The organism is Serratia sp. H1w (genome assembly GCF_000633355.1).
Lineage (GTDB): Bacteria > Pseudomonadota > Gammaproteobacteria > Enterobacterales > Enterobacteriaceae > Chania.
Window position 1 is genome coordinate 25,857 of sequence record NZ_AYMQ01000012.1, and the last position, 13,202, is coordinate 39,058.

The window sequence follows — 13,202 nt, forward strand, 5'->3', positions numbered from 1 at the left end:
ACGCTATTACTCTTCCTGCAACGTATCTTCACGCATCCTGGCCGGGCGGCGTTGCAGACACCACCAGGAATAGAACGCGTTAAATAGCACCACCAACGCCGTCATACAGAATACCGCGCGGAAGCCATAACTGGCAGAAACGGCGGCGCCCAGTAGTGGACCGCTGACGTTGCCGATATCGCGGAAAGATTGGTTATAGCTGAATATTCGCCCGGCAACCTGGTTGGTACAGTTGTAGATCAGCAGGGTTTGTACCGCAGGCAGCAGTGCGCCATCGGCAGCGCCGAGCAGGAAGCGCAATACGCCGAGCTGCCACGGTGTCTGTACAAAGGCCATCGGGATGAGCAGCAGCACGGAAATCACCAGCATAAACACCAGAATTCGCTCTGGGCCGATCTTGTCGCCCAGCTTGCCCAACCGTGGCGCACTCATCAAGGCGGCCACGCCGGGTACCGAGGCGATCAGGCCACTGACAAACGCCAGGTTGCTGATATTACCCACCAGCTCACGCACGTAAAGCGTCAGGATTGGGGCAATCGAACCGGTAGCGATCTGGATGATCATGGTGGTGACAAACAGGCTGAGGATCAGCTTGGGGCTTTTGAGTGAGGCAAACACCTGGCGTGCATGCAGCATGTCTTTTTTCTGCACTGGGGTGAACTGTTCACGCACACAGAACAGCGTCAGCAAGAAGCAGATGAACAGCACTGTGGCAGTGATGAAGAACACGGGACGCAGCCCATACTGGTCTGCCAGCAAGCCGCCAATCAATGGACCAATCAGGGCACCGCTGACGCCGCCGGTCGAAAGGGTACCTAGCGCCCAACCGCTGCGATGGCGCGGCACTTGGGTGGCAATCAGCGCATTGGCATTCGGAATAAAACCGCCCAGCAACCCCAGCACCGCGCGCAGAGCCAGAAACTGCCAGATGTTCTGCGCCATGCCCATCAGCACCATCACAATGCCCATCCCCAGCGCCGAACGTAGCAACATCAGCTTACGCCCACGGCGATCGGCCAAGCTGCCCCAGAACGGCGAGGCAACGGCGGAGAACAGGAAGGTGATACTGAACACCAGGCCGGACCACATATTCAGCGACTGGTGGCCGGTAACGCCAAGCGCTTCAACATACAGCGGCAGGAATGGCATGATCAGGCTAAAGGCTGCACCGGTGAGAAAGCAGCCCAGCCAGGTGATGAACAGGTTACGTTGCCAATTGATAGGTTCTGCTGCCGGGGCCATAGGTTTACGTGCGGGGAAGAGGGGCTTTACGATCGCAAGGGACAATAGCGCAAAGCAAAAAAGTTAGCCTGGTAAGTATGCGCTTAATAACGCAGGTTATCAATTGAGCAACTGTGCGAATTTGCGTGAAAATGAAATAAAGTTTTAAAAAGGAGAACGACAATTATTCCCACGCCGTGCGACGCGGGAATGCGGTGCGTCAGGCACCCACCAAGGCTTCGAATCCGGTGCTGGCGGTAGTGAGGGCGACGTTTGTCACTTCATAGTTGGCCACGGCGACGAAGGGATCTTCTGCCAGGATGGCATCCAGCTTGGTGCGTTCCATGTCTTTCGCCAGGATCACGCCACCGGTACGCGGGTTCTTACGGCCAGAGGCAATAAAGCTGCCAGCTGCAAAATAACGCTGCAACCAGGCGATATGCCCCTCGAGATGGCTTTCTACTTCTTCAATCGGGCGGTGGTAGGTCAGGCTGACGATATACATAGAGTGACTCCTTTGCTGGTAGGCCCTTAACATCACATCGTTTGAGTCGTTTTTCAATGTCGTTACGACCTTCCGTGGTCAACTCAGCATTTTTCAATAAAGCGAAGGTTCACCTTCCGGGCGTGTCTTGAAGCGGCGATGCAGCCACATATATTGATCTGGTGCCATCAGGATCTCTTTCTCTACCACCTTATTCATAAAGGATGCGGCTTCGACTTCGTTATCCAGCGGGAAGTTTTCCACCGCGGGTTGCATGATAAGCTCATAGCCTTTACCTTCCGGCAGGCGGCGCGGGGTAAACGGAATGATCGCCGGTTTCCCCATGCGCACCAGCACATAGCTACCGGTGGTGGTGGCCGCTTTTTCTACCGCAAACAGCGGGGCAAACACGCTGGCACGTGGGCCGTAGTCATGATCCGGTGCGTACCAGATGATCTCACCCTGTTTCAGGGCACGGATCATCCCCTTGACGTCTTTACGATCCAGCATCGCTTTGTTAGAGCGCATACGGCCCCAGGTCTGTAGCCAGTCCATCAGCTTGTTGTCGTGTGGCCGGTAGACGCCGATACCTGGGTTGTGGATACCAAAGATCCGTGCACCCAATTCCAGCGTCAGGAAGTGCAGGCCGATCAGCAACACCCCTTGATGATTGTCCCGTGCCTTTTGAATGTGCTCCAGGCCGCTGACGCTGAACCAGCGCTCGATACGCCAGTTGGGCCAGAACCAGGCCATACCGGTTTCAAACAGCCCCATTCCCACGGATTCGAAGTTCTTGGCAATCAACGCATCGCGTTCGGCCTTTGGCATAGCCGGAAAGCACAGTTCCAGGTTACGCTGAGTTATCGCCAGTCGGCGTTTGAGGAAACGCATTGAAAAGCGCCCTAACCCGGTACCCAAACGATAAATAATCGGGTACGGCAGCAGAACCAGCAGGTAAAGTAAACCGATACCAAACCAGGTAAGCCAGTAGCGTGGATGCAGTAAAGATCGATTGAAAGAAGGAACTTGCGTCATGGGTTCTCAGCTTAGAAGCAGTCATTTAACAGTAATAACAGGATCCTTGCATAGACACTGGGATCAGCGTTACGAGTGGTAATCAGACACTGTCCGTTGCTTGAACAACTCGGCCTATGCAAAGGTTTTCTGCCGTTTATAATAGCGTATTGTGACATTTTTCTTTTGTAACAGGAAAACTCACCGCATTAAAACACCATTTTTGGACCTAAACTGCGTGCGAATGCTGTTTTCTTCGCCAGTCATGGCGAATGTGGCAGCATCGCCTGGGCAGTTATTTAGTCGAATATTGATTCAGGAGGTGACGATGTTGGCGTCATGGTTAAGCGCTGGGCTGCTGGTGATTGGCGGGTTGCTCGGCTGTCTTGGGGCGTATTTGCAGTACAACCCTTTGCTGGCCGTAGCGGGAAGCGGGCTGCTGGCAGGGGCGATTATTTCCGGGGCGACGGAATGGTCAAGCGGGCGCTGAGCACCCGCTTGCCGCGGTATCACTGATCTTTAAACAATCCTTTTACCCTGTGCGGTTCTGAGCGCCAATATTGTGGCGGAGCCTGCACCTGGGCACCCAGCTTTGCGGCCGCATGCCATGGCCAACGCGGGTTATAAAGAATGCCGCGTGCCAGCGCGACCATATCGGCCTGACCAGTTGCGACGATCGCTTCTGCCTGTTCAGGCTCGGTGATCAACCCCACGGCGATGGTTGGCATCCCCACTTTATGTTTGATGGTTTCGGCAAACGGCACCTGATAGTTCGGCCCCACCGGGATTTTTTGCTGCGGTGACAGACCGCCGCTGGAAATATGAATGTAATCGCAGCCCAGTTCTTTTAACGCGCTGGTCAATTCAACCGACTGCTGTTCGTCCCAACCGCCATCAACCCAATCGCTGGCAGAAATACGCACGCCGAGCGCCTTGTGGGCTGGGAACACCGCCCGTACCTCGCTGAAAGTCTCCAGCAACAATCGCATACGATTTTGCAGGCTGCCACCATAGTGATCGGTGCGCTGATTGGCCAGTGGCGAAAGGAACTGATGCAACAGGTAACCATGCGCCCCGTGCAGTTCGATCAGATCGAAGCCTAGGCGGTCGGCACGCCGCGCCGCTGCAACAAACTGTGCCTTCAACTGCTCAATCTGCTCCAGGCTCATGGCCTGTGGCGCCTCATCCAAAGGGTTGAAAGGCTGGCCAGAGGCGGATAGCGTTTGCCAGCCACCTTCGCTTTTGGCCAACTGTGCGCCGCCTTGCCAGGGCAGGGCACAAGACGCTTTTCGGCCTGCATGCCCCAGCTGGATCCCTAACGGCATGGTGGCGTGTTTTTTTACCGCCTGTACCACATCGGCAAGCGCCTGCTCGGTGGCATCGTCCCACAGGCCCAGATCTCCTGGGGAAATCCGGCCTTCCGGTGCAACCGCAGTGGCTTCCACAATCAGCAAACCTGCCCCGGAAAGCGACAGATGGCCGAGATGCATGGTATGCCATTCGGTGGCTTTGCCATGGTCGGCGGAGTATTGGCACATGGGGGCGATAATGATGCGGTTAGGCAACTTCAGTAGCCCCAGGGTGATCGGCGTAAACAACTGGCTCATAGTTTCCTCATGGTCCGTCAAAATTCGGTGATATGACTTGCTCTAGGCTTATCGGTATTTGTGAATAACGTCAAGCTTTGTGCGGAAATGATTACCGCCGGGTTAATGCTGTGTTGCAGCCTGTTTTCGGGTATTATGTGCGCCGCGCGCGGGTTTACGACCCGCGGGCACTCAATCAGTCACCTCCCGAAAGACAGGAAAGTACACCATGCCAGTGTTACATAACCGAATTTCTAATGAGGAACTGAAGGCGCGTATGCTGGCGGAAACCGAGCCACGCACCACAGTTTCTTTTTATAAATACTTCACCATTGACGACCCTAAAGCGTTTCGCGATAGCCTGTATATTCAGTTCGATAAACTGAAGGTGTTTGGCCGTATCTACGTGGCGAAAGAAGGCATCAATGCGCAGATCAGCGTACCGCAAAGTCATTTTGACGCGTTCAAAACCGCGCTGTTTGCATCGCACCCGGCCCTGGATCAGGTGCGCCTGAACATTGCGCTGGAAGACGATGGTAAATCCTTCTGGGTACTGCGCCTGAAGGTGCGTGAGCGCATTGTGGCCGACGGGATTGAGGATGAAACCTTCAACCCTGCCAACGTGGGCGAATACCTGCAGGCCGATCGCGTCAACCAGATGATCGACGATCCGAACACGGTGTTCGTTGATATGCGCAACCATTATGAGTATGAGGTTGGCCACTTTGAGAAGGCGATCGAAGTGCCTTCCGACACGTTCCGCGATCAACTGCCGACGGCGGTGGAGATGCTACAGGAACAGAAAGACAAGAATATCGTCATGTACTGTACCGGTGGGATCCGTTGTGAGAAAGCCAGCGCCTATATGCTGCATAATGGCTTCAAAAACGTCTATCACGTGGAAGGCGGTATTATTGAATATGCTCGCAAGGCTAAGGCGCAGGGGCTGCCACTGAAGTTTATCGGCAAGAACTTTGTGTTTGACGAGCGTATGGGAGAACGTATCTCAGAGGACGTGATCGCCAACTGTCATCAGTGCGGTGCACCTTGTGATACTCATACCAACTGCCTGAACGACGGCTGTCATCTGCTGTTTATCCAGTGCCCGAGCTGTGCCGAGAAGTTTGCTGGCTGTTGCAGTGAGACCTGCCGTGAAGAGCTGAAATTGCCGCGTGAAGAACAGCGAGCCCGCCGGGCTGGCCGTGAGAATGGCGTCAAAATCTTCAATAAGTCCAAAGGGCTGTTGCAAACCACCATGCATATCCCGGAGCCGAAAGAGTAGGTTGTTGCAGGCCGAATAGAAATGGGGCGCTGAAAATTCAGCGCCCTTTTTATTATTTCTCGCGTACGCCTTCCACGGAGATGATCAGCTCAACTTCCTGTGACGCTGGGCCGAGATCGGTGGTGATGCCAAAGTCTTTCAGCTTGATTTTACCGTTAGCTTCGAAACCGGCGCGGTAACCGCCCCAAGGATCCTTACCTTCGCCGACCAGCTTGGCTGCCAGAGTTACCGGCTTGGTCACGCCGTTCAGCGTCAGGTTGCCGACTACGGCATAGCCTTCACCGTCTTTCTTCACTTCGGTAGAGGTGAAGGTGGCCTGCTTGTTCTTTTCAACGTTCAGGAACTCGGCGCTGCGCAGGTGCTTGTCACGCTCGGCGTGGTTGGTATCTACGCTGGCGGTGTTGATGGTCACGTTGACTTTATCGTTGGCCGGATCTTTTTCATCGAAGGTAAAGCCACCGTCAAAATCTTTGAAGGTGCCGTAAATCCAGCTGTAGCCCAGGTGCTGAATGCGGAATTCGATAAAGGCGTGCTGGCCTTGTTTGTCAATCTTGTAGTTGGCAGCCAGAGCGGAACCGGCGTTTAACAGCAGGGCACCTGCGGACAGACCTAATACGGTTTTCTTTAACATAGCAATAACTCCATAAATCCAAAGGGTTAATCGGTGCTGCGACCCAGCATCCGTTTCAAAGTAACATCACCATCAACAAAGTGATGTTTAAGCGCAGCCAGGGCGTGCAGTACGGAAAGCACCACGACGGCCCAAGCCAGATAAAGATGGATAGTCCCGGCGGTATCGGCCTGCTGTGGCAAACCGGTCAAGGTGGCCGGTACGTCAAACCAGCCAAACACGCTGATTGCCTGACCATCGGCGGTAGAAATCAGGTAGCCGCTGATCAGGATGGCGAACAGCACGGTGTAGAGTGCAATATGGGCGAGGGTGGCACTGATACGCGTAAGGCGCCCATAGCTTGCCAGAGGCTTGGGTGGCGGCGAGATAAAGCGCCAAACCACTCGCACCACCATCACGATAAACAGCAGCGTGCCTATACTTTTATGGATCTCCGGCGCCTGGTGATACCAAACGTCGTAATAACCCAGCGTCACCATCCATAGGCCGAGGGCGAACATGCCGTAAACAACCAATGCCACCAACCAGTGGATCAGCACAGAAACGTGACCAAAGCGGTCGGCGGTATTTTTCCAGAGCATCAGCTTTCCTTACATAGCGCATTTACCGGCAGCAATATTTAAACTTTAAGAAACATAAATCAATAATAAATTTAACTAAGTTACTTCATAAAAATATTAATCAGTAGATTTGTTTGAGTTGTGACAAGTTGGTCAAAGGAATCGTTGGAGAGGGCGCTTTTTGGCTCATGCTGATTAAACGCTGGCCAATTGAAATTTATCGACTTTAGGGTTAATTGTCAGCTTTTGTCATGTTTCGTAAATAGCCCCGAGAAACTTTGGCAAATAATTGAATAACGGCTACGGGGGATTATTTATGCGCGCTGTCAATAAGATTAATTTAATTCCATCAGCAGCTTGACGGCATTATGCCTGCGCCAGCGCAGAATTATTTGCTAACATGTATTCATTGGCGGCTCATGGGGGCCTGTTTTACTCAAGGAAATGACATGGGCGTACCCGATTTCAACGACCGCAAGCTACGATTGATCATGATGCTGGCCATGCTGGTGGTGATCCTGGCTGGGGTAAAGGCGGCGGCAGATATTGTGGTGCCGTTCCTGCTGGCGGTGTTTCTCGCCATCGTGTTAAACCCGCTGGTACAGCTGTTGGAGCGCTGCCGGGTGCCCAGAGCGTTGGGCGTGACGTTATTGGTGGTTGCCATCGTGGTGCTGCTGCTGACTCTGGTCGGCATGCTGGCTTCTTCGTTGAACGAGTTTGCGCGTTCATTGCCGCAGTACAGTGGCATGATGCATGAGAAACTGAACGAACTGCAATATCAGGCGCAACGCCTTAATCTGGATATTACCTTCTCAGCGGATGCGGTGGTCAAATACGTCGATCCTGGTGCCACCATGAACCTGGTGACCCGCTTGTTGACCCATCTCTCTGGCGCGATGACCAGCATCTTCCTGCTGTTGATGACGGTGGTGTTTATGCTGTTTGAGGTGAAGGTATTGCCGTACAAACTACAGCAGGCACTGGATAATCCCACCGAAGGGATGGCGACTATCCGCCGAGCCTTGCAAGGCGTAACACACTATCTGGTGATCAAGACCGCCATCAGCCTGGCAACCGGCCTGATTGTCTGGGGCTTCCTGAGCTGGGTTGGCGTTCGCTTTGCCTTTATCTGGGGCATGATGGCGTTTCTGTTTAACTACGTGCCGAATATCGGCTCGATCATTGCTGCTATTCCGCCGTTGATCCAGGCGTTGTTGTTTAACGGCTTTGCCGATGCGGCCGTGGTGGCGGCGGGCTATATTCTGATCAACCTGATTATCGGTAATATCCTGGAGCCGCGGATTATGGGGCGTGGGCTGGGGCTTTCTACGCTGGTGGTGTTCCTGTCACTGATCTTCTGGGGTTGGCTGATGGGGCCTGTGGGGATGCTGCTATCCGTCCCTTTGACCATTATTGCGCGCATCACGTTGGAAAATATGGATGGAGGCCGCAAGGTAGCCATGATCCTCGGTGATGGGCGACAAATAGCGGAAACGCCGCCGAAGTAAGGCTTATAGGGCGGCCATCATAGTTAACGAAGCCGAGCTCACAGGGCTAAAGGTGGGCTCTGGCGGATAGAAATAGCGCAGTATGTTATACAGCGAATAAAATTCCAGCCGGTTACGCACGTTGATTTTCTCGGTGATATGGCGTTTATGCACATATACCGTATGGGAGCTGATCTGCAATTTTTTGGCGATGCGATAATTCGGCATCTCGGACATCCAATAACGCATTACCGTCAATTCTTGCGGGCTGAATAGCGAATGAGCTTCTTGATCCTTCATTAGCCCACTCGGGTTGCCAGTTAACGTTGCCAGCGCATGGGGTAACACGGCCTTATTGAATAAAAAGGCATTGTTGGCGATGCGTAGCGGGCTTTCACCGTAAGGATAAGGGACATCCAGATAAATATGTAGCATTGCACGCTGGGCCGCTGAGATAAACGCCGAAAGCAGTTGATTATCTGTGGTGTAGCGGCAGTAGTTGGTCAGATTAACCAGAATGTGGCTGGGCTTGAAACTGGCCAGTAGAGGGAGCGCGGTGTCGATGTCTGGGCAGCATTTCACTGATGCAAACATGTTGTCAGTAAAGTGGCTGGCTATGCCGACACGTGTGAAACAGCATTCGTCCACAACGAGTAGTTTCATAGTGACGTCCTTGTTGAAGGTACAAAACGGGCTAAAGCACAATTATGTAAAATAGGCCGTACCCGGTTGTGGGATCAATTCGGAAATCCAGAGACTATAGGACGATATTTCCGTCTATAGCTTATTTTTTAGGAATATCAGTAAATTAGAGGGTATTTCTTGCTAAGGGGTTCCCCTGCCGCTGGTTAGTGCAGTGCGAACAGGGGATTAAACGGTCAGAAACGCCGCAGGCTGAACGGTGTGATATCGAGAGTAGAAGGCTTATCCTGCGCAAACAGCGCGGCGATTTCACCCAGTACGCTGGCAAATTTAAAGCCATGGCCACTCAGGCCAGTGATCACCATCAGCCGCTGGCAATCTGGCAGGGTGTCAATGATAAAGTCTTCATCCGGGCTCATGTCATAGCTGCAGGCTTCCCCGTGCAGGCAGACGCCCAGCCCCGGCAGGAAGTGGCGCAGGAAACCGAAGACCTCGGTGCCGTCACTGGCCAGGGAGCCGAACGGCTTGCGCTGTTCCGGTGTCTCCATCGGTTGTCCGCCATCGTGTTTACCGAGTTTTAATCCATCATTCTCGGACGGGAAACCGTAGTAGTGGCAGCCATCCGGTGCTTCAACGGAAAAAGCCGGGAAATGGTTGTTTTCACTGTAACGCCCATCGGCCTGATACCAAGAAAACACCTTACGTATTGGCGTGATGGGGAGCTGGGGTAACAGATTTTTAACCCAGGTTCCCACGCAGACCACGGCTTTACGCCCTTGGTAGCGTCCCTCCGGTGTTACGACCTCAACCCCTTGTTCGATTGGTTCAATAGCGGTGACCGGGCAATTGAACAGCTGGGCGCAGCCTGCTTCTCTGGCCAGTTTGATGTAGCTGGCAACGATCAGTTCCGAACGCAATATTCCTGCATCCGGTTCGAACAGGCCGACATAGCCTGCAGGAGCAGTGAACTCTTGCCAGCGCTGCTGGATCTGTTCTGCAGTCAGTAATTGGGTATTGAGGTTAAAGTTTTTTGCACTGCGCTGTGCCGTGGTGACAAATTCACTCTCTTGCGGCCCCAGGGTGAGCACGCCACAGGGATGAAACAGTTTCTCACCGCTGTTGTGCTCTAAGCCGTTCCACAGCGCCTGGGCGCGTAACAGAAACGGCACATACTTTTCGCCTTCGCCATAGGCATGGCGGATGATACGGGTGTCGCCGTGGTGGCTGCCCTGACGATGCGGGGGAAAAGCGCTGTCGATCATTAAGACCTTAAGGCCCGCGGCCGTCGCATAATAGCCCGCAGCAGCCCCAACCGAGCCGCTACCCACGATGATCAAGTCATATTCCACGTGCCATATCCTTTCTCTGATGTGTCGCTGATGGTGGATATGATAAGAGTTTGCCGGCGCTAATGCACCAGGAACCGATTCGGGCCAGGTAAAAGAAAAGGCGCCGGATAATTGCCGACGCCTTAGCGGGTGAAGGTGAAGGGGTTAATGTTTTCTGCGATCAAGGTCTAAGTAATCCGTTGATTCAATCTTGGCGATGCCAGCCTCGAGAATATTAATCAATTGGCGGGCAACATCGGTAGTTAGCCAAAGCGTCCGATCGACTTGCGCTTCTTCGGCTGTTTGGTCTAGTGAAGACAGGTAATGAAGGCGAATCATCATGGCATCATAAACATCGACGGTACTGATATCCCAGCCAACAAGCGGATGTGTCTGTATAACCTCATCATTTCTGTCCATAAAGACCCCTTATCAAGTAGTGACTAGCGTGAGTTACTAACGAGGATCAATGCGTCTCATCTTTACAGTGAGCTTTTACAGTATACGCATCCAGGATCTGACGTGGGGTGTTTTCCTACGGATAATTGAAAATAAATATTTGTTTGCGCAATTAATCGGCTAGCGGAGTTTTTAATCTACCGTAGGGGCAGCTTAATGCTGCGCCCGTGACAGATATTATTCTTCAGAGGCAGGCGGAAGTTGAACGTGCGCGTGGCTTTCCAATTCGGCAGCCAGATGGGCGAAATGCTTTTGCATTTCAGGATCGCGGTTCTGATTTTGTGCTTCCAGTTTCAGGCTGTGGATCAACAACTGGTTGGCTTTGTCATTCAGGCCAAAGGATAAATAGGAGAAGGCCACTTCAAGTACGCTCAGCCGCCGTTTTTGATCGGCGATCAGGGCCAGCAGCTCGCCGAAGGTCATCGCTTCTTCGGGCTTGTCTTTGTCCGGAACCATCATTGACACCTTGGTTGCATCATAAGTCGTCTCATCATTACAGACCACAAGTGCAGTTTCTTCCAGGTAAAAGGGCGTACGGCAGCAACAAAAAAGCCGGAGAGCGACCCCCGGCAACAACTACATTGCAGAATTATTCTGCACTGAACCAATCGTCGGCACTTTCCCAGGTTTCCTGGAGTATCTCCTCGATCAGGTCTTTATCTGTCTTGGCACCGCCCAACACGGAAAGGCCATTGGCACCGGCGTAACGGATTTGTACGGTAGTATCAGGAAACTGGCGATTGACCCGTTTACTGAATTCGCCGGTCAGGGCTTCGATAGCCCCCGGCGGCAGTGGTTTGGTTTTATCTATAGTGACTTCAACACGCATAATTGCCCCCGGAACTGTCTACTGGGTATTTATACAGTTAACTGACGCCGGAGGCAAGAGCAGAAATAAAATAATTAGCAGTCGGTCACCGACCAGTTGATCTGTTCACCGGCCAGGAAAGGCACCACGGTTTCGCTACCCAAGGCAATTTCCTCTGGCTGGGTCACCGGCAGGCGTTGCAGCGTGATGAAGTCCTGGTTGACCGGCAGGCCGTAGAAGCGCGGGCCATTGAGCGAACTGAAGGCTTCCAGATGTTCAAGCGCACCGAGTTGTTCAAACACGGTGGCATAGGCTGGCATGGCGTTAGGTGCGTTAAATACCCCGGCGCAACCACAGCTGCTCTCTTTACGGTGTCTGGCATGCGGAGCCGAGTCGGTGCCCAGGAAGAAGCGGTCACAACCGCTGGCGACGGCGCTGCGCAGTGCTTCCTGATGAATATTGCGTTTGAGGATCGGCAGGCAGAACAGGTGTGGCCGGATGCCGCCCACCAGCATATGGTTGCGGTTAAACATCAGGTGCTGTGGCGTGATGGTGGCACCAAGGAAACGATTGCCTTCCTGCACGTACTGAGCCGCTTCGCGGGTGGTGATATGCTCGAAGACGATTTTTAATTCCGGGAACTGACGGCGTACCGGCTCCATCACCTGCTCGATAAAGCGAGCCTCGCGATCGAAGATATCTACGCTGGCATCGGTGACCTCACCGTGGATCAGCAGCGGCATGCCGATCTTCTGCATTTGCTCAAACAGGGGATAAACCCCGGTCACATTGCTGACGCCGTGGCTGGAATTGGTGGTGGCATTGGCCGGATACAGTTTGGCGGCGGTGAATACCCCTTGCTCAAACCCGTTAACCAGCTCCGTCGCGGCCAGTGAGTCTGTCAGATAGCAGGTCATCAACGGTGTGAAGTTATGTTCTGCCGGAAGGACTGCCAGGATCCGTTCACGATAGCCACGTGCTGCGGCAACGGTGGTGATCGGCGGGGCCAGGTTAGGCATCACAATCGCCCGGCCGAACACCTGACTGGTATAGGGCAGAACCGTTTTCAGCATGTCGTCGTCACGCAGATGGATGTGCCAGTCGTCAGGGCGGCGGATTTTCAGGGCTTGGGGTTGTGCGGTCATGGTGCAGGGCTCCGGCGGTCAAAAAATCTTAATAAAAGCGAATAATTTTGGATTATTCACGCCGGGGTGAAAGGATAAGCGGAAAACGCTTTGGATGCATCTGTTTGTTAATGGCAAGTTGAAATCAGTTGGCCAACGAGGGCATAGTAACCGGGATGCACCGGTTCCCTCTGGCCAGACTTGTGAGGGCATTTTGTTGAGATGGGAGAATAAAATGGAAGTACGTGTTATTGCGACTTTGCAAGCCAAGCCTGACAGCATCGAAGTTGTCAGCGATGCGGTACATGAAATTATCGAGGCCAGCCGTCTTGAGGTGGGGAACTTACAGTACGATCTGCACCGGGATATGGATCAGCCAGGCACCTTCGTGTTCTTTGAGCGTTGGGCCAGCAGCGAGGCGTTGGAGAAGCACAACGCGACCGAACACTTCAAACGGTTTGTCAGCCAGGTTGATGGCAAGCTTGAGGCGTTGGACATCAAGAAACTGAAAAAGATTGCCTGAGTTTTCAGCAGCAAGAAAAAACCCGCCATCTAGGCGGGTTAATGAGATGGTCA

At 53.2% G+C, this 13,202-nt stretch carries 16 protein-coding genes; 4 read left to right on the forward strand and 12 right to left on the reverse strand.

From position 1 onward, the window contains the following. Positions 1–6 precede the first annotated feature (6 nt). From mdtG to U869_RS0102585, 3 genes are all read right to left on the reverse strand, one after another. The gene (gene mdtG / locus U869_RS0102575; RefSeq protein ID WP_025123294.1) at positions 7–1,242 is read right to left on the reverse strand and encodes a multidrug efflux MFS transporter MdtG; all 1,236 of its coding nucleotides are present in this window, start codon (positions 1,240–1,242) and stop codon (positions 7–9) included. Positions 1,243–1,441: 199 nt separating this feature from the next. After that, the gene (locus tag U869_RS0102580) at positions 1,442–1,726 is read right to left on the reverse strand and encodes a YciI family protein (RefSeq protein WP_025123293.1); all 285 of its coding nucleotides are present in this window, start codon (positions 1,724–1,726) and stop codon (positions 1,442–1,444) included. 93 nt (positions 1,727–1,819) lie between these two features. Then, the gene (locus U869_RS0102585) at positions 1,820–2,740 is read right to left on the reverse strand and encodes a Kdo(2)-lipid IV(A) acyltransferase (protein ID WP_025123292.1); all 921 of its coding nucleotides are present in this window, start codon (positions 2,738–2,740) and stop codon (positions 1,820–1,822) included. Positions 2,741–3,047: 307 nt separating this feature from the next. On the opposite strand from U869_RS0102585, the gene U869_RS0102590 reads away from it, so the two are divergent. After that, the gene (locus U869_RS0102590; protein WP_025123291.1) at positions 3,048–3,209 is read left to right on the forward strand and encodes a hypothetical protein; all 162 of its coding nucleotides are present in this window, start codon (positions 3,048–3,050) and stop codon (positions 3,207–3,209) included. 19 nt (positions 3,210–3,228) lie between these two features. On the opposite strand, the gene U869_RS0102595 is transcribed toward U869_RS0102590, so the two are convergent. After that, positions 3,229–4,326, reverse strand: a complete 1,098-nt coding sequence (locus U869_RS0102595; RefSeq protein WP_025123290.1) for an NADH:flavin oxidoreductase/NADH oxidase — start codon at positions 4,324–4,326, stop codon at positions 3,229–3,231. Between the two features lie 208 nt (positions 4,327–4,534). Here U869_RS0102595 and U869_RS0102600 point away from each other — a divergent pair, with 208 nt between their 5' ends. Further along, positions 4,535–5,587, forward strand: coding sequence for a rhodanese-related sulfurtransferase (locus U869_RS0102600; RefSeq protein WP_025123289.1), 1,053 nt, complete (start codon positions 4,535–4,537; stop codon positions 5,585–5,587). A 52-nt stretch (positions 5,588–5,639) separates the two neighbouring features. Here the strand turns inward: U869_RS0102600 and U869_RS0102605 are convergent, their stop codons facing one another. Both U869_RS0102605 and U869_RS0102610 read right to left on the reverse strand, forming a co-directional pair. Next, on the reverse strand, positions 5,640–6,218 hold the full coding sequence (locus U869_RS0102605; protein ID WP_025123288.1) for a YceI family protein: 579 nt from the start codon (positions 6,216–6,218) through the stop codon (positions 5,640–5,642). 26 nt (positions 6,219–6,244) lie between these two features. Continuing rightward, positions 6,245–6,799, reverse strand: a complete 555-nt coding sequence (locus U869_RS0102610; protein ID WP_025123287.1) for a cytochrome b — start codon at positions 6,797–6,799, stop codon at positions 6,245–6,247. 428 nt (positions 6,800–7,227) lie between these two features. On the opposite strand from U869_RS0102610, the gene U869_RS0102615 reads away from it, so the two are divergent. Then, complete coding sequence (locus U869_RS0102615) at positions 7,228–8,286, forward strand: AI-2E family transporter (RefSeq protein WP_025123286.1); 1,059 nt, start codon at positions 7,228–7,230, stop codon at positions 8,284–8,286. Between the two features lie 3 nt (positions 8,287–8,289). Here the strand turns inward: U869_RS0102615 and U869_RS0102620 are convergent, their stop codons facing one another. The 6 genes from U869_RS0102620 to pyrC all read right to left on the reverse strand — a co-directional run bounded on the left by U869_RS0102620 (position 8,290) and on the right by pyrC (position 12,647). Further along, complete coding sequence (locus U869_RS0102620; protein WP_025123285.1) at positions 8,290–8,928, reverse strand: LuxR C-terminal-related transcriptional regulator; 639 nt, start codon at positions 8,926–8,928, stop codon at positions 8,290–8,292. 215 nt (positions 8,929–9,143) lie between these two features. Beyond that, positions 9,144–10,256: an N-methyl-L-tryptophan oxidase gene (gene solA, locus U869_RS0102625; RefSeq protein WP_025123284.1), complete on the reverse strand. Its 1,113-nt coding sequence runs from the start codon at positions 10,254–10,256 to the stop codon at positions 9,144–9,146. Between the two features lie 144 nt (positions 10,257–10,400). Next, entirely contained in the window at positions 10,401–10,655 is a 255-nt protein-coding gene (gene bssS / locus U869_RS0102630) for a biofilm formation regulator BssS (RefSeq protein WP_024485935.1), read from the reverse strand. Positions 10,656–10,871: 216 nt separating this feature from the next. Then, entirely contained in the window at positions 10,872–11,150 is a 279-nt protein-coding gene (locus U869_RS0102635; RefSeq protein ID WP_025123283.1) for a hypothetical protein, read from the reverse strand. A 133-nt stretch (positions 11,151–11,283) separates the two neighbouring features. Continuing rightward, entirely contained in the window at positions 11,284–11,523 is a 240-nt protein-coding gene (gene dinI, locus U869_RS0102640; protein WP_025123282.1) for a DNA damage-inducible protein I, read from the reverse strand. Positions 11,524–11,597: 74 nt separating this feature from the next. Next, the gene (gene pyrC / locus U869_RS0102645; protein WP_025123281.1) at positions 11,598–12,647 is read right to left on the reverse strand and encodes a dihydroorotase; all 1,050 of its coding nucleotides are present in this window, start codon (positions 12,645–12,647) and stop codon (positions 11,598–11,600) included. Positions 12,648–12,861: 214 nt separating this feature from the next. On the opposite strand from pyrC, the gene U869_RS0102650 reads away from it, so the two are divergent. Next, complete coding sequence (locus U869_RS0102650) at positions 12,862–13,149, forward strand: putative quinol monooxygenase (RefSeq protein WP_025123280.1); 288 nt, start codon at positions 12,862–12,864, stop codon at positions 13,147–13,149. Positions 13,150–13,202 lie beyond the last annotated feature (53 nt).